This is a genomic window from Clostridium sp. B9 (assembly GCF_050509515.1).
GTDB lineage: Bacteria > Bacillota > Clostridia > Clostridiales > Clostridiaceae > Sarcina.
The window spans coordinates 2579230-2602009 of sequence record NZ_JBNWKA010000003.1 but is presented as its reverse complement, the minus strand read 5'-3'; the positions used below and the strand labels follow the sequence as shown (position 1 = coordinate 2602009).

Here is a 22780-nt window from a genome sequence, read left to right as displayed (position 1 = left end):
GGGTGATAGAGCTATATCAAGATAATTTTGAATTGAAACTTTGACTATTAAGTTTCAGTGAAAGTCAGATATAGCTCTATATTTTTTAGTTAACTCAATCTAATTTATTTGGGAATAACTTTATGTGAAATCTCAAAGTATTATTTAAAATCTTTTATAATTTTATTTGCACATAGCCTGCTAGATATTAAAACCATTGATATTCCAGCACCGGGATGTATTGAATCACCTACAAAATAAAGAGATTTTAGGTTCTTTTGAGTAATTTGTGGTCTAAAAGCAGTTGTTTGTAAAAGATTATGATTAAGACCAAATGAAGAACCAAAGAAACAGTTATAATCATTTTTAAAGTCTAGAGGAGTAGTATATTTTTCATGGATTATATGCTCTTTTATATCCTCCAAGCCTTTAATTCTACTTATGTTATATAGAGTTTTATCTCTTAATCCTTTTATTTGAATATGATTCCATTTATATTTGCACTTATTGAGATTTGGAACTCTTAAAATTATATTCATACATTCACAACCATTAGGAACAAGGCTTCTGTCTATGGTGCTAGGACAATAAATATAGTATATAAATTCTTTTGGTAGAGAATGTGAAATAAATGGTGCTAGTAAGCTTTCTTCTTTATTTTTATTTAAAATTATGTTATGAACATCTAAATTAGAATATCTTTTATTCAAGAATAGATGAAGTATGAATGTTGAGCATGAGTAGTTTAGTTTAGCTATGTTTTTCTTCGTATATCTTTTAGGTGATAATTTTCTTGGTATTAAACTTTTTATTGCATAGCTAAAGTCGCAATTACAAATTACTAAGTCAGAATAACTATATTTATGATTACAAGAAATACCTATAGCTTTTTTTTCTTTCATGAGTATGCTTGTTACTTCCGAGGATAAATGCATTTTACCACCTAGTTCAAAAAATAACTTTTCTAATGTCTTTATATATGAATACATTCCACCTTTTATATAGTAAAGTCCGTAAACTTGAGAAGCTGATGGAATTAAGTTAAATACATTAGAACTTTTTAAAGGTGATTCGCCTATATACATACATTGAAATCCAAGGAAGATTCTTAAATATTCATTCTTTATGTATTTTTCTATAGTTTTATAGCAATTTTTAAAAGGATGAATTTTAAATAAGCTAGTTATGGTATTTGGATTTAGTACATCATTTAACTTTAAAAAATTTCTATTTAGAAAGTACTTATCGATTAATAAATAACGTCTATAACTTTCTGAAATATATTTATAATAGTTAGAACTATCTTCATTAAAGAGTTTTTCTATAGAGTTAGTAGTTCTTAGAAAATCAGAGTAAATATCAAAATAAACATTGTTTTCAGAAAAGACCCTATACAATGTTTTTAATTCTATTAATTTAAAATAGTCTTTAGGATTTTTATTTATATCTTTAAATAAATCTAAATATGGTTTTGGCATCATAAATATAGATGCAGAAGAGTCAATTTTAAAATCTTTATATGAAATAATATTTACTTTACCGCCAACAAACTTGTTTTTTTCAAATATTTCAACTTGAAAGCCTTTAGAAAGAAGGCGAATAGCAGTAGCTAATCCGCCTATACCAGCCCCTATTATTATGGCTTTTTTCTTCATAAGTAATCACTCCTAATTTTTAGCCACCTAAGGTAACATCTTGTTGATCATACCAGTTAATAGCATTAAGGAAATGTTTCTCTGTGAAATTAGGCCATAAATCATCTATTATATACATATCAGAATAAACTGATTGAACTGGAAGGAAGCCACTTAATCTGCTTCTGCCACCCCATCTTATTAGTAAATCAATTCTAGAAATATCTTTAGATTGTATATTATCATATATATTTTTAAACTTTAAGTCACTACCTTTTAATAAATTTAAATCCCATTCCCAGCCATAGTTAACTAGAAAGTTTACTTTAATACCACCATTACCTAGTTTAGTACGTTTTGTATATTTTTTTAGTTCTTCTGGAAATACTGGAGAATCAGAATTTCCGATTACTAATAACTCACAATCTTCATTTGCAATAAGCTCTACTGATTTTATACAAGCTTCTATAAAGGCTTCTTTTTGATAAGAAGGTCTTTTAGCATTATCTGTTGTGAATCCATAGTATGTTACTTCTTCAATACCTAACTTTTGACAAAGTTTAAAAAGTTCAAGTCCAGGGTCAATTCCATGGAAATAACCTTTATCTTTTTCTAGGCCATTTATTACGGCCCATCTTCTATTGCCATCAGGTATAACCCCTATATGTTTTGGAATTCTCATAATATTTTCAACCCTTTCTATAATTTAAGTTCAAATAGAAGTATTCCCAATTTAAGAAATAAAATGCATAGATTTGATTAATTTAAAAAATGATTATATGATTATATATATATATAATCATATAATCATAGTTAATTAGCGGAGATGGAAAATGAGATTTATAGGTGTTAGAACATGGAAAACTGGAATTGGAGCCGTAATAGCTATGATAATATCCAAGGAATTTGGACTAAGCTATTGGCCAGCAGCAGGTATAATAACTATTCTTAGTATTCAAAGTACAAAAAGAGAATCTTTAGAAATTGCTATAAGGAGAATAGAATCTGTTTTAGTTGCGTTATTTATTTCATCTATACTATTTTTAACTTTAGGATTTAATTCTGTTGTCTTTGGTATTTATGTTTTATTATTTATACCTTTAACTGTAAGACTTAGAGTTACAGATGGAATAGTAGTAAGTTCAGTATTAGTAACACATCTTTTAGTTGAAAAGACAGTTACAGTTCATTGGATTATGAATGAAATTGGACTTATGTTAGTTGGTGTTGGAGTTGCTTTAGTGTTAAATAGTTATATGCCAAAGAATGAAGAAAAAATAAAAGCGGATATAGAATATATATCAGATAAGATAAAAGAAATATTTATGGATATGGCATATTCCTTAAGAACTCATAGTGTTTCAATAAATCAACAACGCCTTTTTGATGAATTAGAAAAAAGGATAGAAATAGCAAAAAAAAGAGCAGATGATAATTTTAATAATTACTTGTTCTCAGATGTAAGATATTATGTTCACTATATTGAAATGCGAGGGGTTCAACTTCAAGTATTAAAATATATGAGAGAACACTTTGCGAGAATATCTATGGCTGTTAAGCAAACAGAACTTGTGGCAAACTTTACTGAAGAATTAGCTTCTGTAATAGGGAAAGAAGTTAATGTAAATATATTAATGAATAGGTTAAACAGATTAAGACGAGAGTTAAGTGAACAAGCCTTACCTGTTACAAGAGAAGAATTTGAGAATAGAGCAATGTTATACCAGTTCCTAAATGATTTAGAATTTTTTATAGAAACTAAGAGAGAAAGCAACTTAAAGTAAAAAATTAAGAAGAGAATGTATTAAAATAGTTTTTAGTACATTCTCTTCTTTTTATTATGGGGTATTAATAAAATTTAACTTAGATTTAACTGTGATTAATAAAATGTTAAAAACAGATTAATAAACAAAAAAAAGCTAATAACTATGCTAAAATAGTACCAAAATTTAAAATTATGTATGTATATAGTAGTGGAGGAAAGAGATTCCTATGAATAAGAAAGAGGGAGAGTATGTTAAGTGTAGCAACTTTAAAGGAAAAATTGAATCTTACACAAAGAGAGATAAATGATTTAATAGAGGATCACATACCACTTATAATCAAAACAGTATCAGACACTACTGGGAAATATGTTTCAATGGATAATAGTGAAGAATTTAGTATTGGATTAATGGCGTTTACAGAGGCATTATACAGATTTGAAGAAGGGAAGGGGAACTTTCATGCTTTTGCCAAACTTGTTATTTCAAGTAGAATAAAAAGCTTCTTAAAAGGAGGAAATAAGGATAATAATGATCTTTCAATGGAGGCTTTACTAGATGAGGGGTATGAAATTCCAGAGAATTATAAAAATCCAGTTGAAGATAAGGACTTACTAGTAAAAGAAATAGGTCTTTTAAAAGCTGATATAAGCCTATTTGGCTTTACTTTTGAAGAATTAGTTGATGAATCTCCAAAGCATGAAGATACTAGAAATAATGCAATTAATCTTTCTGAAGATGTAAGTAAAGAAAAGGAATTCACTTCTTTTATGTATGAAAAAAGGAGACTTCCTATAAAGAAAATATCAGTGAAATTCTCTGTTACAGAAAAAATAATCAAAAGAAGTAAGAAGTTTATAATATCTGTAGTTATTATATTTTATAAAAACTTAAGAAATTTAAAACTATGGATAAGAAAGTAAGGGGGAATGGGGCTTTGAATACAATTCTTAAAGGAATAATTGTTGAAATAAAAGATGATTATATAATTGCTTTAAAGAATACTGGAGATATGGTAAGGCTTAAAAACAAGGGAAGTTGCGAAATTGGAGATTCAATAATGTTTTTTTCAGAAGATATTATTGAACTTGATAGTAAGAATAAAGCAAGTGGGAAAGTTATACCTTTTAAAAGATTTGTAATGCCCATAGCAGCAATAGCAGCAATATTTGTAATATTCTTTAGCAATATTGTAAATATACTACTTCCTACTAAGGGGTATGCAGTTGTAAGTATGGATATAAATCCAAGTTTACAGTTAGAGTTAAGTCATGATGAAAAAATATTGAAGGTTAAGTCTTTAAATAAAGATGCAGAAAAATTATTTGATAGTGTAAAAGGTATGGAATTAAAAGCAGGTATGGAAGAAATAAGGGATATATTGCTTACTAATAACTATAATTTAGATAATTCAGATATGCTTGTTGGGTTTACATTTATTAATGGAAATGACAATAAAGAATATGAAGATAGAGTTCAAAGAACAATCAAAGAAGTATTTAAAACATCTAATGTAGCATACATGAAAGGAACTGAAAAAGAGCTTAAAGAAGCAGAGAAGAAGGGTATAAGCTTAGGTAGATATGAAGCGGAAATTGATTTAGATGATTTAGATTTAGATGATGATGATGTTAGTTTTATAATAGAACAATTAAAAAAAGGAAAAAAAATAAAGTTTTTGAATGATGATGACTTAGATGAACTTGAGGATTTATTAGAAGAAGATTCAGAAGATGATTTGGATAATGATGATGATTTAGAAGACGACTCAAAGCTGGAAAGTAATGATAGTGATGACTATGATGACCCTGAGGAGAATAAAATGGATGAAAAAAATGATGATTATGAAGATGATTTTGACGATATAACTCCTCAGCATGAAGAAGAGGAACCAATAGAATACGAAGAAGCTGAAGATTCTATTGAGGTAGAAGAAAGCTATGAATCTGATGATAGTGATGACAGTAAAGAAGATGATAGTGGTTCAGATGATTTAGAAGAAAGTGATGATTAGTAAAAAAAGCGTGTTATGGAGTATAACACGCTTTTTATATTATAGTTATATGTAAAAGCATTAATATAATAAAAGATATACCTAAAAGCATATGTAATTTCTTACCTTTATTAGCAGTACGAAAAATACCTGAGATTATTAATGCTATTAAATCTATTAAAGCTATAATTCCTATATAGTATCCAAAAATAAATGAAATTTTATCTTTACTTATTCCAAAATGTAAGCTTATATAGGCATGAATCAATATTATTGAAAATGCTAATATAGATATAGGTATATGCCATTGTCTAAGGAAAATAGCAATAAATTGTAATAATTTTTTAAAACCTGATATATTAACAGTTTCAAATTTTTCAACGGCTGGTTTTAAAGTTTTCGATTTAGCAAGAAATTCTTCTTCTTTTGCTAATTTAGCGGGTTGAATATATTTAAGAAATCTTCTTACTAAAAACATAGCTATTGAAATTCCAAAGGCATATGCTGAAAATACTGCTATATTATCTCTAATATCTTTTAATGTTTTATATGAAAATTTTTGAAGTGAGTTTGTATAAAGCATATATATTATAGATATTAAAATTACTAGAAAGATAGCAAATGAGAAAAATGATGACTTTTTTTCAAATTTTTTATTTAATGGTTTGATTTTCAAAGATAAAAAATCTTTCATATGTACTCTCCAATCTAAAAATAGTTTCTTTATAAATATATCATTAATTAAAAAAAGAATAATTAAAATGAATTAGCTATTTGTATGTTAATTACTTCTTTTATTAGTATATTACTTGCATATATCAGCAAAAAAATAATATATTGGCAATTTAGAATCCCATTTCATGATAAAAGAATAATATTAATAAAGTGTTAACGAAAAATGCTATAATTAAATTAAAATAATAAAATTACTAGAAAAAACTATACTAAATATAATTAAAAGTAATATATTGAATAATATATTCTAAAAAGAAAAATATTCATTTATTAAATGTTAACAAATTTAAAATGGAATAAGTCTATCAAATACGTTAGAATATTCAGTATAAAGTTTAATGGATAATGGGGATGAATTATTTAATTATATGAAAATTATTTTAGTGTATTTATGCTTTAATAGGATTAACAAAGGGAGGCATTAAATGAATAAGAAATACTTTAAGGAACTTTTAGGAAATAAAAAAACTTTAACAAATTTAGGGATAAACTTAATTTTATGGATAGGATTATCATTCCTTTTAGTTTTTTTAGGTGAATCATTTCAGAGAGGTTCAATAGAAAATGGTAAAGCTTTTTGGGAAAATAGCAGAAATTTATTTGTTTTAAATTATTTGATATTTTTATTATTTACCTCAATTTCGTTTTTATTCAAGAAAACAAGAATGGTATATGGAATAATAGGAACAATTATTATGGGATTTTATATAGCAAGTGGAGTAATACTAGGTTTTAGAGGAACGCCACTTATATGGGCAGATATGTTTTCTATTAAAGATGGAATAGCTATTGCAGGTAATTATCTAAATGCAGGGATTATAAAATATGTTTTAATAGCTTTAGTTTTAGTTATAGCTATAATAGTTGCTTTATGGTTTAGTGAAAGATATAAGAGTAAAAATAAGGTTTTAAATCCATATGGATTTATTGTTGTGCCTTTAATTGGTATAATAACAGCTTCTTTTTATGGAAGTATAAAAGGGAGTATAGAAGTTTATAGATGGGATTTACCAGCTTCGTATCATCAAAATGGATTTGTATATTCATTTTTAGATACTGCTGCAGGGTTTAGTGTTAAAGAACCTGAAAACTATAGTAAAAGTTCTATTGATGATATCAAAAATGGTTTAGTTGAAAAGAATGAGATTGCGAGCTCAGAGGATGTGGCTGAGGTATCTAATGATGTTAAAAAATATCCTAATATAATAATTGTTCAATTAGAATCATTCATGGACCCAAGTAGAATAGAAGGGTTAACTTTTACTGAGGATCCAATACCTAATTATAGAAAGTTTGCACGTGAGTCAACAAATGGATTTTTAAAGGTTCCAACTTATGGTGGAGGAACTGTTAGGAGTGAATTTGAGGTTTTAACTGGTTTAAGTACAGATTATTTACCAGTTGGAGAAATACCTAATAATAATATTCTAAAGAAACAGCCAGTTGAAAGTTTAGCATATGTGCTACATGACTTAGGTTATGAAACTAGTGTTGTTCATAATTATGAAGGAAATTTCTATAATAGAGATACTGTATTTCCTAACTTAGGTTTTGATAACTATGTTCCAATGGAATATATGGATAAACCAACTAATGAATCATGGGAATATCCAGAAGATGTATTAAACATAAAGCCTATTGAAAAATTAATGGGTGAAAATGATAAACCACAGTTTATTTATAATATAACAGTAGAGAGTCATGGAGGATATTCAGGTTCAGATTATGAGAATTATACGGTTAACGGTAATATATCTAAAGCAGAGAAAGATGAACTTCAATGTTTAATAAATAAGCTAAATGGAGTTGACAAGTACATTGGAGAACTTATAGACTATGCAGAACAATCAGGTGAACCAACAGTTATAGCGATGTTTGGAGATCATTTACCATCATTAAAAGTTATAAATGAAGATGAAACTGTTTTGAAAGAAGATGATAAATACCTATCAGATTTCTTTATATGGGATAATATTGGTCTCAAAAAAGAAGAGGATGTTACAATGGAAGCTAATGAATTAACTACTTATATTTTAGAACAGTTAGATATGGTTTCAGGGGTTATGCCAACATTCCATGAGGCTTATAAAAATGATGCTAATTACGATAAAGATTTTGAGCTTCTTCAGTACGATATGCTTTTTGGTGATAAATACATACTTGGAGATGAAAAAAATAAATATAAGAGAACTAATATGAAGCTTGGCTTAGAGCCTATTACTGTAGATAGTTACAGTATAAATAATGGTGTATTAACGGTAAAAGGTAATAACTTTACTTATAAAAGTTCAATAATGATAAATGGTAAGAAGGTAGAAACAACTTTTGTTGATAAAAATACTATTACAACTACTGAGATTGCTTCAAAGATGAAGGAAATTTCTGTGGGACAAATAGGAAAATATGATAAGGTATTAAGCTCAAGCAATACTTTAGAGATTAAGTAACAGTTTGATCATATTCATTTTTATGAATATGATCAATTTTTTTGTTTAATTTTTAAAAATTATTATTGAAATAATAGATAGGGTAGATTTAAATGTAAACGAGTATAAAAAAGAACTTTTAAGAAGAAAATGTAAATGTTATACTTAGTGTAAGTATTAAAATAAAAAAAGCAAATGGGAGGTTTTACCTATGAATATAATAAAAAAAGATGGAAGAAGAGAAGCTTTTAAAGTTGAGAAGTTAGCAACTAGTTTAATGAATGCAGCCAATGATTTAGATTTAACTCTTAATGATTCAGATGTTAATGTTATAGCTAAAGATGTTGAAAAAATCATAAGAGACCTTAGAGGAGAAGATACACCTACTTCTAGTTATGAAGTTATAGGTGTGATAATAGGTACATTAAAAAATGAAAAATTTGAAGAAGTAGTTAAAGCTTATACTGATTATAAAAAATAAAACTGTAGTTTAAATTAGGGTTGATTTTCAAATAGTTATATATTATCAATGATACTTGATTTTTAAAGGTTAATAAAATTAATATAGAATAATCTTTTAGTACTATTTGAAAATCAACAATTATTTTTAAATAGATAAAATATATTTATTATAGGGAGAGAATTTAGGGGATGAAAAAGAAATTAGTAATTGGTATTATAGTAACTTTTATGATCGGTGTTTTAAGTGGATGTGGAGGAAATAATAAGTTAATTACCCAAGGTAAAACTGCTATGGAAAAGGGAGATTTTGAAGAAGCAGCAGCTTTATTTAATACTGCAAGTGAAGAAAATCCTGAGGATGAAGAGGCTCAGAATCTTTATAATTTAGCTTATGATTATGTTATTGCACATAAGGCTTATGAGGAATTTAAATTAGACGTAGCAATGGAGAGTATAGATAAATTAGAAGACAACAAAGAGGTTTCATTAATTGAAGATAATGTTAATGAATTAAAAGACAAAGTTAGTAAGGATAAGGAAATAATAAACAATTTAAATGCAAGTATAGAAAAAGTAAACAAGTTAGAGAAAGAGGGCAATTATAAAGAGGCTAAAGATATATTAAGTGAAGCAGTTGCAGAAGCTGAACCATTAAAAGATGAATTAAAAGAAACTTTAGATTCAGCAAATAATAAGATTGAAGAGCTTAATAAAAATTTAGGAATTCAAACTGAAAATCAAGAAATAGAAGATGAAAAAAATAAGAAGATATCAGCAGAAAATGCAAAAAGAGAAAAGGCTTTAGATCTTGTAAAAGGCTTAGGAGTAATAAAAAAGGATCAATTTATAAAATTGAAATCAGATGAAGTTTATGATTTAGGGGATGGAAGTACTGGTTTTATAATAGACAAGTATTATCAACCAAGCGGAAAACCAGAACCAGCATTCATATGTCAGTATACAGTTGATCAAAACACTTGGAAAGTTAAAGAGATAAAAGATGATATAACTAAAGAACTTAACTAAGTACTTAAATTAAAGGCTATGTTTTAAGTTGTTGTTGATTTCTAGATGCTTATTCAGACCTAACTTAATTTTGCAAAGAGGTTCTATTATTTATATCTAAAAATCAACATTGGCTTAAAATCTCCTTTAATTAAATAAACTGAATTTATGGTTTTTACAACAATATTTAATCATTACTTTACCTTGAATATCGTCAAGTGATATAAGACCAAAATATCTAGAATCTAAGCTTACATTTCTATTATCTCCCATTACAAAATATTTGTCTTTTGGTACTTTTAATTTTAGGTAGTATTGGAGAGTCATAGTTTCCTTTATATAATTTTCATGGATTTCTTCACCGTTAATATATAGAGAGGAATTGTCTATTTCTATTATATCCCCAGGTAGAGCAATAATTCTTTTAACCAAAAAATTGTCATATTTATATGGTGCATAAACGTTTATAATATCATATCTCTGAGGAGATGAAATAGAGTATGCTTTTTTATTAACTAGTAATATATCATTATTATGAATTGTATTTTCCATTGAGGAACCATCTACAATAGCTATAAATATATTATTTAGAAAGAAGGCTAGGACTAAAATAAGAATTCCTAGAATTGATATTAATATTTTAAAAAAACTATCAGGTGGATTTAAAAAGTAAGAAGAATACTTCATTTGCTTAAACACCTCTAAACATTTTAAATATACTATTAGAATATTTAAAATATGGAAAAATAAGAACTAATATTTAAGTTTTAGTTGAAAATTAATCTTGGCTTTAATATAATTAGATTAATGAACTGTAATTAATATACATTTTATTGGAAACGTTACCGAAAAAGAGGGAGAGTGTTTTATGAGAAAGAAATTATATTCTAAAGAGTTTGATAATAAATTTTATTATGATGGTGAGTTAGGGGCTATTTATAGTAAAGATGAAACTATATTTAGAGTTTGGTCACCAGAAGCTAAGGTAATGGAATTAATGCTTTATAGAGATGGAAATACTGAATCTTTAATTGAAAAAATTCCTATGAATAAGAATGAAGTTGGAGTATGGGAAGCAATTAAAAGGGGAAATCTAAATGGAATATACTATAAATATCATATAAAAGGAGAAAATTTTGAACATGACTTTGTAGATCCTTATTGTAAAGCTTTAGGAGTCAATGGATATAGAGCTATGGTTGTTGATTTAGAGGAAACAAATCCAGAAAAGTGGACAAGCGATAAAAAACCGAAATTAATGGAAGTTGTTGATTCAATTTTATATGAAATGCATGTTAGAGATTTTTCTATAGATGATAGCTCTGGAGTAGATGAAAAGTTAAAAGGTAAATTTCTTGGAGTAGTTGAGAGTAATACAGTAATACCTGGAACAAGAACTAAAACCACATTAGATCATTTGAAGGAGTTAGGAGTAACACATGTTCACATTCTTCCATCTTTTGATTTTGGTTCTATAGATGAAGAACATTTAGAAATACCTCAATACAATTGGGGATATGATCCTACTAACTATAATGTTCCAGAAGGATCATACTCAACAGATCCATATCATGGAGATGTAAGAATAAGAGAATTTAAAGAAATGGTTTTAAAGCTTCATGAGGCAGGAATAAGAGTTGTTATGGATGTTGTGTACAATCATACCTATTCAGGAGAAGACTCAAACTTAAACCTTTCATGCCCAGGATACTACCATAGACAGGATGAAAATGGAGAGTTTTCTAATGGGTCAGGATGTGGTAATGAATTAGCTTCTGAAAGGCTTATGGTTAGAAAGTATATGATAGAATCTTTGAAGTATTGGGCTAAAGAATATCATATAGATGGATTTAGATTCGATTTAATGGCATTACATGATATAGAAACATTAAAAGAAATAAGAAAAGAAATGGATTTAATAGATAAGTCAATAATAATATATGGAGAAGGATGGATTGGTGGTAATTCACCTTTATCAGAGGATGAAGCTTGTTTTAAAAAGAATATAAATAAATTTGGGGAATTACAGATAGCTGCATTTAGTGATGATATGAGAGATGGCATAAAAGGACATGTTGCTAACTTAATGGAATCAGGATTTATAAATGGAGGATCAAATTTTGAGGAGAGTATAAAGTTTGGTGTAGTGGCATCTACTTATCATGGTGAAATAGATTATGATAAAGTTAATTATTCTGATGAAGCTTGGGCTAATGAACCTTATCAAACAATAAATTATTGTTCAGCTCATGATAATAATACATTGCATGATAAATTAAAAATTGTAGATGAAGATATTTCAGAAGAAGAACTTTTAGAGATGAATAAGCTTGCAGCAGCTATAGTTTTAACATCTCAAGGAATACCATTTATACATGCCGGCGAAGAATTATTTAGAACAAAAATAGATAAAGAAGGTAATTTCGTTGAAAATAGCTATAAATCAAGTGACTTTGTAAATAAAATTGACTGGAATAGAAAAATAAAATATAGAAATTTATTTGATTACTATAAAGGATTAATTGAGTTAAGAAAAGAATTTAAGTCTTTTAGATTAAGTTCAAGTAAGGAAATAAGAGAAAAATTATCATTTATAAATGAAGAGCTTGGTTTAAATGACAAGGATGTAGTGACCTATAGAGTTAAAGATGGAAAAAAAGAAATAATAGTAGTGTTTAATGGACAGGACAAAAAAACTGAAATAAAATTACCGAAAGGTCAATGGGGAATTTTAGTTAATAAAAATGTTGCAGGAAAAAATATTATATCAAAAGCACAGGGCGTTTATAGAGTAGATAAGAAAGAGGCTCTTGTTTTAATAAAATTTGATTAACATCAAAACAGAAAAGTTGTACTAAAATTAATGTTTTAGTACAACTTTTTCTATAATAATTTATAATATGAACAAATATTAAACAAATTGTAACAAATTATCGTTGTTAAAGTTTTAATATAGATAAAGTAGATTAGATTATTTTTGATTATATAGATGGAGATGAACTTAACAATGAGTAGCAACGCAAGAGAAGAAAGACGTAAAAAGTATATGAAAAGAAGGATAGCAGCAGTAGCTTTAGCTGTTGTTGTGCTTGGAGGAGTTGGATTTGGTATTAAAGCATTAGGAAATGAAGGGAATAAAACAAAGACTAAAGCTATTGCCGAAGGAACTAATAAAGAAGCTGAGAAACCAGAGAAACCAAAAGCAACAGATATTATGCCAAATCAAAATATTATATATGCTGCAGATTCATATGCAGTTAGTGCAGATCAAGTAGAGTTAATGCTTGAAGGAAAATCTAAAAATACTGAAAAAGAAGTGTTTTTAACATTTGATGATGGTCCAAGTGAGAATACAAAACAAATATTAAAAATATTACAAGATGAAGGGGTACATGCTACATTTTTTGATATAGGATCAGCATTAAAGGATAACAAGGAAAATCAACAATTATTAAAAGAAGAAGTTGAACAAGGAAATGCAGTAGCTGATCATAGTTTTTCACATGATTATAAGACACTATATCCAGGAAATTCTGTTGATGTAGAGAGATTTATGAATGAATTAAATGAAACTAATAAAATAATGCAAAGTGTTTTAGGTGAGAATTTTAATGCTAGAGTAGTCAGAATGCCAGGTGGATATATGTCAAGAAGATATTATAGAGATCCGCATTTAAAAGCTTTAGATGAAGCCTTTGCTAAGGATAATATAGTGAGCATAGACTGGGATGCTGAAACAGGTGATGCTACAGGAAGACATTACACAATAGATCAGTATGTACAAAATGCAGGGAAAAATTTAAAATCTTTAAATCATGTAATATTATTAATGCATGATGCAGCTTCTAAAAAAGAAACAGTACAAGCGTTACCAGCAATAATAAAATTCTTTAAGGAGCAAGGGTATGCTTTTAAAGTAATAAAGAATTCACCAGTAAATAGTACTACTCAAACTGATAATACTATTGATAAGGATATTTCAAATACTTCAGATAGTAAATCCGTTTAATATTATAGGTTAAAAGTTGTTTTGTAATATACAAGGCAACTTTTTTATTATGTAGTAACTTATTTATAAAATGAAAAATATAATAAGTTAAGAGTAATATTTACTATTAAGGAGAAAAAATGAAAAAGATAGTCTATTATTATGGAGCTGGAAATACATCAAAGGGATTTAAACCATTATATAATTCGATTTTTCAAGGGTTAGATAAGATATACTCCTTAAATGGGGGAAGCAATATATTTAAAACCGCTATATTAAAAGAAATAATTGATGAATATGGAGATAAATTTAATTTAGAGGTTTTAGTTAGTGCTATAGATAATAATGAGTGTGAGGGAGTTATAATAAAAGAAAAAAATATAGCCATAATAAATGGTACTCCATTACATGGAACTATGAATTTAATTAAAGATAATATTGAAGAAATAGATTTAGACTTATTTTTAGATATGAAAAAAATTGAGGAAAATAAAAATAATATAATTACATTAAAAAGTGAATTTGATAAATGTATGATAGATGCTCACAATGAGTTTAGTAAAGCTTTAAAAATTCACGATTACTGGGAAGATATTTATTTTGCTTATTTAAATTTTAATAAAGCTAATAAGCTTACTGATCATATAGTATCGCTTTTAACTGAGGGATTTAATAAAAAAGAGGTAGTAGGTAAAATCGTTGATAGATATTTAGGTGCAGCAACACCAACAGGATCTAAAGATTTTGTTCCAAATATAACAGATGGTGTTAAAAGATATTTCATAAAAGGAAGACCAGGAACCGGAAAATCAACTATGTTAAAGAAAATAGCTAAGGCAATTACTGAGTATGGATATGATATTGAGATTTACTCATGTGGTTTTGATCCAGATAGTAAAGATATGGTTATAAGTAGAGATTTGAATTTTGCTATTTTTGATAGTACAGCACCGCATGAATACTTCCCAAGTAAAGAAGATGATGAAATAATTGATGTATATGATATATACGTTGACGGAGATGTAGATAAGATTCATAAAGAGGAGCTTGATAGTATTTCACAAAACTATAAAAAGCAAGTAGGTAAGGGAACAGAGTTTTTATTAAAAGGTGAAGAAGTTAAAAATAAATTAGATGAAATTTATAATGAAGCTTTCGATCATAAAAGTGGAAAGAGTGAATTGGATTTTTTGTTTAATGAAAATAATATTTAAGTAAATTTATAGCATATTTATAAACTTGATAAAATAAAGGCTCTGCAAAAGCAGAGCCTTTAAGGTTAAAGAATTATTTATCTTCTAATAATCTTTTGATTATGTGAGTAGCATCCATGTATGAAGCTACTGATTTATCGTAGTTTAATCTATTGATTATTCTAGCTATGAAATCAGATAAATCAACTGGTTTAAACCAAGGAGCATTCTTTAACTCTTCTGGAATATAAGTTAAGTTTGTTGAGTAAACGCTCTTAATTATTCCATCATTGTAATATTGATTGAATTTTTCTAAACCTTCAGTAAAGAATGAGAAAGTAGTAGCTACATATACGTTTCTAGCATTTCTTCCTTTTAACTCATGAGCGATATCAAGAACTGATTCACCAGAAGCTATCATATCATCAACTATTAAAACGTCTTTTCCAGCAACATCTCTTCCCATGTATTCGTGTTTAACTATTGGGTTTTTACCATTAACTACACGAGAATGGTCTCTTCTCTTGTAGAATAATCCAACGTCAACTCCTAAAACACTTGAGTAGTATATAGCTCTATCCATAGCTCCAGTATCAGGGCTGATTACTAGAAGTTTCTCCATGTTAAGTTCTAAATCTTTTTCGTTATGAATTAAAGATTTAACTATATCATAAGTTGGGTAGAAGTTTTCAAATGACATTAGTGGGATAGCATTTTGAACGTTAGGGTCGTGAACATCAAAAGTTAGAACTTCATCAACACCTAATCTTTCAAGTTCTTGAAGTGCTAAAGCACAATCTAAAGATTCTCTTCCTTTACGTCTATGTTGTCTTGACTCATATAAAAGAGGCATTATTACAGTAATTCTTCTAGCTTTTCCTCTTATAGCAGAAACTGTTCTTTTTATATCTTGGAAATGCTCGTCTGGTCCTTTATGGTTTTCAAATCCAAACATTTTATATGTACAACTATAGTTACCGATATCGCAAAGAATATATATATCTCTTCCTCTTACAGATTGAGGTATTTTAACCTTTCCTTCACCGTTTGAGAATCTAATCTCATCAGTTTTTATTAAAAAAGATTCCTTGCAGTTTCTTTTCTTTTGTATAAGCTTGTCTATAGCATTACCCAGTTCAGTACAACTTTCTAATGCTATAATTCCTAATCCGTGATTTGTTTCGTTCATTCGTCTATCTCCTTCTCAATGCATATTTAAAATATTTTACAATTGTAAATACTAAAGGTATCGTCATTTATATTATATACGAATAATTTACTTTTAAAAATAGAAAATTGTCATAAATTTTGACTAAATTGCAGAAAAAACGTCAAAATTCTTTGTCAGATAATTTAGATTGTTTAGAAAATATGAATATTATTTAAATAAATAGATTTATTATCAAATGCAATTTATGTTAAATTAGGTTAAATCTAATTTAATAATATGTAAAATTTAAGCTTAACAGATTCTAATGTGAATATATATCATGATAATATTGTAATGGGTGATATATATGGGCAAGTTAGGAAATATTTTAAAGGAATGGGCCAAATATAATATGAGGAAAATTTATATGGGCTCAATAACAGCTATTATTTTAGGGTTAATAACATTAGGTTTTTATATTCTTAATGAAGGAACTAGAGATAAGGTTAACAATCAGATAAATAACAAAATAAATAGTACTATAAATAAAAATAATGGTAAAACAAAAGAAGAAAAGAGTAATGAATTAGTTAATCCAGAGAAGAATGGTTCAATTAAAGAAAGTGAGGAATATGAAAATTTAGAGTCTTCAGAAGATATGGAAGAAAATGAAGATGATAATGATGAATAGTATTTAAATTTAGAAGTCATGAGTTGTAATTTTAGGATTATAATTCATGGCTTTTTGTTGTTGTAAAATAATTTTTAATATAGAATAAAAGGAACAAAAAGCTTAATAGGAGGGGAAGTATGGATATATTAAGCCATGGATGTACATTAGATTGTTTTGATTGTTGTAAATTTAATGTTTATAGAGAAGGTAATGAGGTTATGAAGATTGAGGGTGATAAAAATCATCCTTTTACAAAAGGATTTATATGTAATAAAGGGAGAGCACATTTAAATAGATTAAATCATAAGGAGAGAATTTTAAAACCACTTCTAAAAATAAATGGGGAATGGAAGGAAATAAGTTTTGAAGACTCTTTAGAGTTAATGAAAGAAAATCTTGAAAGATTCAAAAAAGAATATTCATCAAGAGCTATTCTATACTATAGCCAATATGGAAGTGGTGGAGTCTTAAAAGGAATAGAGGATGTATTCTTTAATTTTTATGGTGGTGTTAGCAAAGCTGAGGGTGAACCTTGTTGGAGTGCAGGTATGAGAGCTCAAAAATATGATTTTGGGAATGCACTTTCTCATAACTTAGAGGACATGCTAAATAGTAAGAGTATATTTTTGTGGGGAAAGAATCCAGCACATACTACTATACATACGTTAAATATGCTAAATAAAGCTAAGAAGAATGGAAGTAGAATAATAGTTATAGATCCAATAAAAACTCAAAGTGCAAAATTAAGTGATATACATATAAGCATTAAGCCAGGAACAGATGGTGCTTTAGCTCTTGCTATGGCTAAGGTAATAATTGACAATAAACTTTATGATAAGGAATATATAAATAACAATGTATTGGGATTCAATGAATTTAAAGAATATATAGATGGTTTAGGATTAAATTATTTAAGCGAAGAGTGTGGAGTAGATATAGAAGATATAGTAATGCTTACTAAATATTATTGTGAAAAGAATTCAAGTATATACTTAGGATATGGAATTCAGAAATATAAAAATGGAGGCAATGCTATTAGAGCTATTGATGCCTTAGGAGCAATAACCGGACAAATTGGAGTCTTAGGTGGCGGAGTTAATTACGCTAATAAGATTTTTCCTAAGGTATTAAATGGAGATCCATTTAATAGTAGTGATTTAGCTGAAAATAGAGAGTTTTATGTTTCTTATATAAATGAGTTTATAGATAATCCAAGTGAGTATAACCTAAGTTCAGATAATGATAACACTCCTATAAAAATGCTTGTAATAGCTAATAGTAATCTTGTAAATCAATTGCCGGATTTAAATAGATTAACGGATAGTTTTAGTAAGATAGAATTTAAAGTATGTTTTGATATGTTTATGACAGATACAGCAAAGCTTTGTGATTTAATAATCCCATGTTCTAATACTTTAGAAAGTGAAGATTTAATATATAGTTCAATGACTAATCCATATATAATATACAATGAAAAAGTTGTGGAACCTCAAAACTTTTTAATGGATGAGTATTTCTTCTTTATGGAACTAGCAAAAATAATGAAGATAGAAGGGTATCCTAAAATTTCTAAAAAAGAATATTTAGAGAAGGTAATTGAGCCTTTAAAAGAGTTTGATAAAAATATTAGCTTAGAAAGCTTGAAAAATGATCCTTTTACTATTCAAAATGAGATTCCCTGGAGAAATGGAAATTTTGAAACTACTTCTAAGAAGTTTGAACTAACTTCAGAGAGGGCATTTAAAGAGTGTGGTAGTTTATTGCCTATATATATTCCAAATGATTTAGGGGAAGATGTTGAAAGGAATATGTTTAGACTTCTTACAAATCATTCAAAGAATTCATTATCAAGCCAACATTATCTTGATAAGTGTGGAATAAGTGAGGCATACATAAACAAGCATATGATGGATAAATTAAATTTAGAGGAAGGTGAGATTATATCTTTAAGGTCTATTAATGGAGAAATAGATGTAATAATAAAATCAGATGATGGAGTTAGGGATAGAGTAATTCTTATGTATGTAGGATGGTGGAAAAAGCATGGTAATCCTAATTATTTAACTAATTCGGGAATATCTGATATAGGTGGACAAATAACGTATAATGAAACATTTGTTGAAATAAAAAAGAAGTAAATTATTAATTGATAATTGATATTAGTTAATAATTTGTGTATAATTTTACGTAAGAATTAATAATTTGTAGCGGAATGATTTAGTAAATAAAAGATTATTTAAGAATATATAAATTTTAATGAGATACTTTTATGCAGAGGGAGTAAAAACTTATGATAAATATAGATAATATAAGAGAGAATTTCAAAAAGATTGAAAAAAAGCTTAATGATGAGCTTATAGGACAGAAGGATTTTACAAGGGAGTTATGCGATTATTTTCAAGAAAAGTTGGAGAAGGAACTAAAGGGCATACTTCTTATAATAGAAGAAAGAGATATCTTTAAAAATAGTGGGTTAAGATTATTATTTAATGAGCTTAATAAGTATGAAATGATAGAAAATAACAAGGTTGATGAAATAGACTTAGCTTCATATCAATTTAATTTAGGATATAATGCCTTCTTAACAGATTTATATGAAAAATTGAATGATGAATCTCAAGCTATTGTATTTAAAAATACAGAAAAAGCTAGTGAAGAGATAATAAATGTTTTATCAAAAATAAGTCCTAATTCATGTGTTATGCTAAAGGATAACTATGTAATAAAAAATGAGTTTTTAGTTAAAGCAGAAGAGGTTGATAAGGAAGTTATAAATAAGTTTATATGCAATAATAAATTTTTTATATTCCTTTATAATAAAGGAGAAAATGAGAGAGTATTAGACATTGCTGACGAAACTTTGGTTAATAAGGATAGAGCTTTATATAGAGAGGCTTTAAGTGATAAGGATAAGAATAGGGTAATAAAGAAGAAGCTTTTAAAAGAGATTAGAAAAGTAGAGAAAGTTTTTGATGTAGATATAATAGTTGGAGTAGATGAAGATCAGGATGAAGAGAGGGTTGGGCTTTGCACTTATTTAGAAGATAACTTTAGAGATAAGGGAAGCTTAAGTGTAGAGCAATATGTTTCTTATAGAATCTGCAAGCCAATTACAAATATAATAAGAAAAGAAGGCATAGAGCCAAGCAGTAAACTTTTAGTTTATGTGAAAGATGATGTGCTTTATTGTAAGTCAAATGATGAAGTTTATGATTTAAGTAAATACACAACACCAACTTTAGAAGAGGTTAAATATAAGTTAGAATCTATAATTGGAATGAAGGACTTAAAGGACTTTATAGACAAAATAGAAAATAACTTTAAGGTTCAAAGAATAAGAGAGAAGTTTGGAATGAAGCCAACACAAATATCTCTTAATATGATATTTGCTGGTAATGCAGGTACAGGGAAGACAAATGCAGCTAGAATAACATTTGAATATTTACATGCTTTAGGTATGATTAAGAAAAATGTTTTTAAAGAAGTAAGTAAAGCAGACTTTATAGGTGAAGAAGGAACAGATACTGCAAAGAGAACTAATGATATCATAGAGTCAGCTTTAGGAGGAGTGCTATTCATAGATGAAGCATATTCACTTTGTAAGGATGAAGGTGATAAGGTTGGACAGGAAATAGTTGATGCCTTATTAAAAGGGGTAGAAGACAATAGAGATAATATAACGGTTATATTAGCAGGCTATGAGAAGGATATGGAATATTTCTTAGGATTTAATCAAGGGTTAAAATCAAGATTCCCTAATGTAATTAAGTTTGAAGATTATAATCCTTCAGAAATGTATGAAATAGCTGTTAATATAGCTAAGTCAAAAGGGTATAGAATAGCAAATAATGCAAAACAAGGATTAATTGAACTTTTCACAAGGAATCAGCTTGTAGGAAAGAGTGATTTAGGAAATGCAAGATTTGTTAGAAATATAGTTGAAAATGCTATAATGGATGCTTCTAAAAAATACTTAGTAAATAAAGAGAGAGCAATAGACTTATTAGAAAAAGATAACTTTAACTTTAAAGTAAGTGCTAAATTTGATTTAGAAGAAAAACTTCAAGAAATTATAGGACTTGATGAAGTAAAAGAATTTTTAAGAAGTCAATATAAGCTTATAGTTGCTCAAGAAAAGAGAAAATCAGTAGGAGTAACAACTAAAATAGAGCAAAATCTTAATATGATATTTGCAGGAAATCCTGGTACAGGTAAAACAAGCATTGCTAGATTAGTAGCGGAAATGCTAAATAGTATGGGACTTTTAAAGGTTGGTCAATTAGTAGAAACTGATAGATCAAGCTTTGTATCTGATATTCCCGGAGAAACAGCTAAGAAAACAGAAGAGAAATTTAAAGAAGCTTTAGGGGGAGTATTATTTATAGATGAGGCTTATACTTTAGCAAATGATACTTTAGGAAGAGAAGCTATAGAAACTCTTTTAAAGCTTATAGAGGACTATTCAAGAGAAGTAATAGTAATATTAGCAGGATATGAAAAGGAAATGGAGAATTTCTTTGATGTTAATATTGGTTTAAGATCAAGGTTCCCATTATGGACTAAGTTTGAAGATTATAATCCAAATGAACTTTTAGAGATGGCAATAAAGCTTGTAGAAGCTAAAGGATTTAAGCTTTCTAAGAATGGCTATTCAGAGCTTAAGAAAAATTTCGTTGATATATATGAAAATTCAGATGCCCAATCTGGAAATGGAAGAATGGTAAGAAACTATGTAGAACAACTTATCAGAAATCAAAGCATAAGAATAGCGGAAAGTGATATAAGTGTCTATGAGATGAACCTTATAAATACAAAAGATATTAAAGCCATGAATGCTATAAAATATGATAATCACTTTAATTTAGAAGAGAAGCTTAGTGCATTAATAGGAAATGAAGGTTTAAAGGACTTCTTAAGAAACCAATATAAGCTAATGAAGGTTAAGGAAAAGAGAAAGAAACTTGGCTTTGAAGTTGATTTAAATAAATATATGAATATGGTATTTACAGGTGAAAGTGGAACTGGTAAGAAAACTGTGTTAAGCATATACTCTGAAATGATGTATAGTATGGGAATAGTTAAGGCTAAGACGATGGTTGAAATTGATAAATATGAATTTATGGCAATGATAAATTCAGGTATGAAGGTTGGAGATATATTAAACAAACATATAGGTAAGGTTTTATATATAGATAAGTGGAATACCTTCTATGGAGAAGAAAGATATAATGAAATAGTCTCAGAGTTAATTAAGTTTATAGATAATAACAATAATAGAATAGTTATAGTGCTTGGTGGAGTAAGAGGGAAGATGAAGGATCTTATTTTAGCAAATGAGGGATTAAACTATAGATTCCCTATATGGGTTGATTTTGGAAACTATAATGAAAGAGAATTATATGATATAGCAATAACTACGCTAGAGAAAAAAGGATTCATTTTAGATGAAGAGTGTAAGAATTCTTTAGAAAATGCTATTGGAGATATTCAAAAGAGAACTGGTGAATTAGCTCTTAAAAATGGATTAATGATAAAACAGTTCTTAGATAATTTAGTAAGAATTCAAAGTGTTAGAGTTTGTGATGAAAAATTCAATATAGAAACTTTAAACAAGATAAATTCAAGTGATATAGAAGAAAGCAAAGAAAGTTTTTTAAAGAAAAACATAACTCAACATGGCAGTTTTTAATTTATAATCCTTACGTTTTTATTAAGAAATATTACTGTAAGGAAAATTTAATTTTTATATAATTTTACCATGATATAATTTGAAAACAGA

General features: G+C 27.6%; 17 protein-coding genes. 12 read left to right on the top strand and 5 right to left on the bottom strand.

Features of this window, described 5'->3' with window-relative positions; translation table 11 throughout:
- Positions 1 to 140 precede the first annotated feature (140 nt).
- Positions 141 to 1634: a phytoene desaturase family protein gene (locus tag ACQZHJ_RS11365; RefSeq protein ID WP_430485671.1), complete on the bottom strand. Its 1494-nt coding sequence runs from the start codon at positions 1632 to 1634 to the stop codon at positions 141 to 143.
- 19 nt (positions 1635 to 1653) lie between these two features.
- Positions 1654 to 2295: an undecaprenyl diphosphate synthase family protein gene (locus ACQZHJ_RS11360; RefSeq protein WP_430485670.1), complete on the bottom strand. Its 642-nt coding sequence runs from the start codon at positions 2293 to 2295 to the stop codon at positions 1654 to 1656.
- 151 nt (positions 2296 to 2446) lie between these two features.
- On the opposite strand from ACQZHJ_RS11360, the gene ACQZHJ_RS11355 reads away from it, so the two are divergent.
- The 3 genes from ACQZHJ_RS11355 to ACQZHJ_RS11345 all read left to right on the top strand — a co-directional run bounded on the left by ACQZHJ_RS11355 (position 2447) and on the right by ACQZHJ_RS11345 (position 5390).
- Positions 2447 to 3397: an aromatic acid exporter family protein gene (locus tag ACQZHJ_RS11355; RefSeq protein ID WP_430485669.1), complete on the top strand. Its 951-nt coding sequence runs from the start codon at positions 2447 to 2449 to the stop codon at positions 3395 to 3397.
- A gap of 230 nt (positions 3398 to 3627) precedes the next feature.
- Positions 3628 to 4299: an RNA polymerase subunit sigma gene (locus tag ACQZHJ_RS11350; RefSeq protein WP_430485668.1), complete on the top strand. Its 672-nt coding sequence runs from the start codon at positions 3628 to 3630 to the stop codon at positions 4297 to 4299.
- Positions 4300 to 4313: 14 nt separating this feature from the next.
- Positions 4314 to 5390, top strand: coding sequence for an anti-sigma factor domain-containing protein (locus ACQZHJ_RS11345; protein ID WP_430485667.1), 1077 nt, complete (start codon positions 4314 to 4316; stop codon positions 5388 to 5390).
- 34 nt (positions 5391 to 5424) lie between these two features.
- On the opposite strand, the gene ACQZHJ_RS11340 is transcribed toward ACQZHJ_RS11345, so the two are convergent.
- The gene (locus tag ACQZHJ_RS11340; protein WP_430485666.1) at positions 5425 to 6063 is read right to left on the bottom strand and encodes a hypothetical protein; all 639 of its coding nucleotides are present in this window, start codon (positions 6061 to 6063) and stop codon (positions 5425 to 5427) included.
- A gap of 466 nt (positions 6064 to 6529) precedes the next feature.
- Between ACQZHJ_RS11340 and ACQZHJ_RS11335 the strand changes: the two genes are divergently transcribed.
- From ACQZHJ_RS11335 to ACQZHJ_RS11325, 3 genes are all read left to right on the top strand, one after another.
- Entirely contained in the window at positions 6530 to 8551 is a 2022-nt protein-coding gene (locus tag ACQZHJ_RS11335; protein WP_430485665.1) for an LTA synthase family protein, read from the top strand.
- A 190-nt stretch (positions 8552 to 8741) separates the two neighbouring features.
- Positions 8742 to 9011 (top strand): ATP cone domain-containing protein, encoded by a 270-nt coding sequence (locus ACQZHJ_RS11330; protein WP_430485664.1) that lies wholly within the window; start codon positions 8742 to 8744, stop codon positions 9009 to 9011.
- Positions 9012 to 9181: 170 nt separating this feature from the next.
- Entirely contained in the window at positions 9182 to 10018 is an 837-nt protein-coding gene (locus tag ACQZHJ_RS11325) for a hypothetical protein (RefSeq protein WP_430485663.1), read from the top strand.
- A gap of 126 nt (positions 10019 to 10144) precedes the next feature.
- Here the strand turns inward: ACQZHJ_RS11325 and lepB are convergent, their stop codons facing one another.
- Complete coding sequence (gene lepB / locus ACQZHJ_RS11320) at positions 10145 to 10684, bottom strand: signal peptidase I (protein ID WP_430485662.1); 540 nt, start codon at positions 10682 to 10684, stop codon at positions 10145 to 10147.
- Between the two features lie 181 nt (positions 10685 to 10865).
- Between lepB and pulA the strand changes: the two genes are divergently transcribed.
- The 3 genes from pulA (at position 10866) to ACQZHJ_RS11305 (ending at position 15199) form a co-directional block, all read left to right on the top strand.
- A complete protein-coding gene (gene pulA / locus ACQZHJ_RS11315; RefSeq protein WP_430485661.1) occupies positions 10866 to 12830 on the top strand; it encodes a type I pullulanase in 1965 nt (654 codons plus the stop codon).
- Between the two features lie 174 nt (positions 12831 to 13004).
- Positions 13005 to 14006 (top strand): polysaccharide deacetylase family protein, encoded by a 1002-nt coding sequence (locus tag ACQZHJ_RS11310; protein ID WP_430485659.1) that lies wholly within the window; start codon positions 13005 to 13007, stop codon positions 14004 to 14006.
- 119 nt (positions 14007 to 14125) lie between these two features.
- Positions 14126 to 15199, top strand: coding sequence for a PRK06851 family protein (locus ACQZHJ_RS11305; RefSeq protein ID WP_430485658.1), 1074 nt, complete (start codon positions 14126 to 14128; stop codon positions 15197 to 15199).
- A 73-nt stretch (positions 15200 to 15272) separates the two neighbouring features.
- On the opposite strand, the gene ACQZHJ_RS11300 is transcribed toward ACQZHJ_RS11305, so the two are convergent.
- Complete coding sequence (locus tag ACQZHJ_RS11300; RefSeq protein WP_430485657.1) at positions 15273 to 16367, bottom strand: ribose-phosphate pyrophosphokinase; 1095 nt, start codon at positions 16365 to 16367, stop codon at positions 15273 to 15275.
- Between the two features lie 373 nt (positions 16368 to 16740).
- On the opposite strand from ACQZHJ_RS11300, the gene ACQZHJ_RS11295 reads away from it, so the two are divergent.
- The 3 genes from ACQZHJ_RS11295 (at position 16741) to ACQZHJ_RS11285 (ending at position 22690) form a co-directional block, all read left to right on the top strand.
- Positions 16741 to 17019 (top strand): hypothetical protein, encoded by a 279-nt coding sequence (locus tag ACQZHJ_RS11295; RefSeq protein ID WP_430485656.1) that lies wholly within the window; start codon positions 16741 to 16743, stop codon positions 17017 to 17019.
- Positions 17020 to 17138: 119 nt separating this feature from the next.
- On the top strand, positions 17139 to 19139 hold the full coding sequence (locus ACQZHJ_RS11290) for a molybdopterin-dependent oxidoreductase (protein ID WP_430485655.1): 2001 nt from the start codon (positions 17139 to 17141) through the stop codon (positions 19137 to 19139).
- Positions 19140 to 19291: 152 nt separating this feature from the next.
- Positions 19292 to 22690, top strand: a complete 3399-nt coding sequence (locus ACQZHJ_RS11285) for an AAA family ATPase (protein ID WP_430485654.1) — start codon at positions 19292 to 19294, stop codon at positions 22688 to 22690.
- Positions 22691 to 22780 lie beyond the last annotated feature (90 nt).

Bases quoted from the DNA above. Each gene is read 5' to 3' on its own strand.
- ACQZHJ_RS11300 (WP_430485657.1), bottom strand. From the start codon at position 16,367: ATGAACGAAACAAATCACGGATTAGGAATTATAGCATTAGAAAGTTGT.
- ACQZHJ_RS11350 (WP_430485668.1), top strand. From the start codon at position 3,628: ATGTTAAGTGTAGCAACTTTAAAGGAAAAATTGAATCTTACACAAAGA.
- lepB (WP_430485662.1), bottom strand. From the start codon at position 10,684: ATGAAGTATTCTTCTTACTTTTTAAATCCACCTGATAGTTTTTTTAAA.
- ACQZHJ_RS11290 (WP_430485655.1), top strand. From the start codon at position 17,139: ATGGATATATTAAGCCATGGATGTACATTAGATTGTTTTGATTGTTGT.
- pulA (WP_430485661.1), top strand. From the start codon at position 10,866: ATGAGAAAGAAATTATATTCTAAAGAGTTTGATAATAAATTTTATTAT.
- ACQZHJ_RS11365 (WP_430485671.1), bottom strand. From the start codon at position 1,634: ATGAAGAAAAAAGCCATAATAATAGGGGCTGGTATAGGCGGATTAGCT.
- ACQZHJ_RS11305 (WP_430485658.1), top strand. From the start codon at position 14,126: ATGAAAAAGATAGTCTATTATTATGGAGCTGGAAATACATCAAAGGGA.
- ACQZHJ_RS11360 (WP_430485670.1), bottom strand. From the start codon at position 2,295: ATGAGAATTCCAAAACATATAGGGGTTATACCTGATGGCAATAGAAGA.
- ACQZHJ_RS11335 (WP_430485665.1), top strand. From the start codon at position 6,530: ATGAATAAGAAATACTTTAAGGAACTTTTAGGAAATAAAAAAACTTTA.
- ACQZHJ_RS11355 (WP_430485669.1), top strand. From the start codon at position 2,447: ATGAGATTTATAGGTGTTAGAACATGGAAAACTGGAATTGGAGCCGTA.
- ACQZHJ_RS11325 (WP_430485663.1), top strand. From the start codon at position 9,182: ATGAAAAAGAAATTAGTAATTGGTATTATAGTAACTTTTATGATCGGT.
- ACQZHJ_RS11295 (WP_430485656.1), top strand. From the start codon at position 16,741: ATGAGGAAAATTTATATGGGCTCAATAACAGCTATTATTTTAGGGTTA.
- ACQZHJ_RS11310 (WP_430485659.1), top strand. From the start codon at position 13,005: ATGAGTAGCAACGCAAGAGAAGAAAGACGTAAAAAGTATATGAAAAGA.
- ACQZHJ_RS11285 (WP_430485654.1), top strand. From the start codon at position 19,292: ATGATAAATATAGATAATATAAGAGAGAATTTCAAAAAGATTGAAAAA.
- ACQZHJ_RS11330 (WP_430485664.1), top strand. From the start codon at position 8,742: ATGAATATAATAAAAAAAGATGGAAGAAGAGAAGCTTTTAAAGTTGAG.
- ACQZHJ_RS11340 (WP_430485666.1), bottom strand. From the start codon at position 6,063: ATGAAAGATTTTTTATCTTTGAAAATCAAACCATTAAATAAAAAATTT.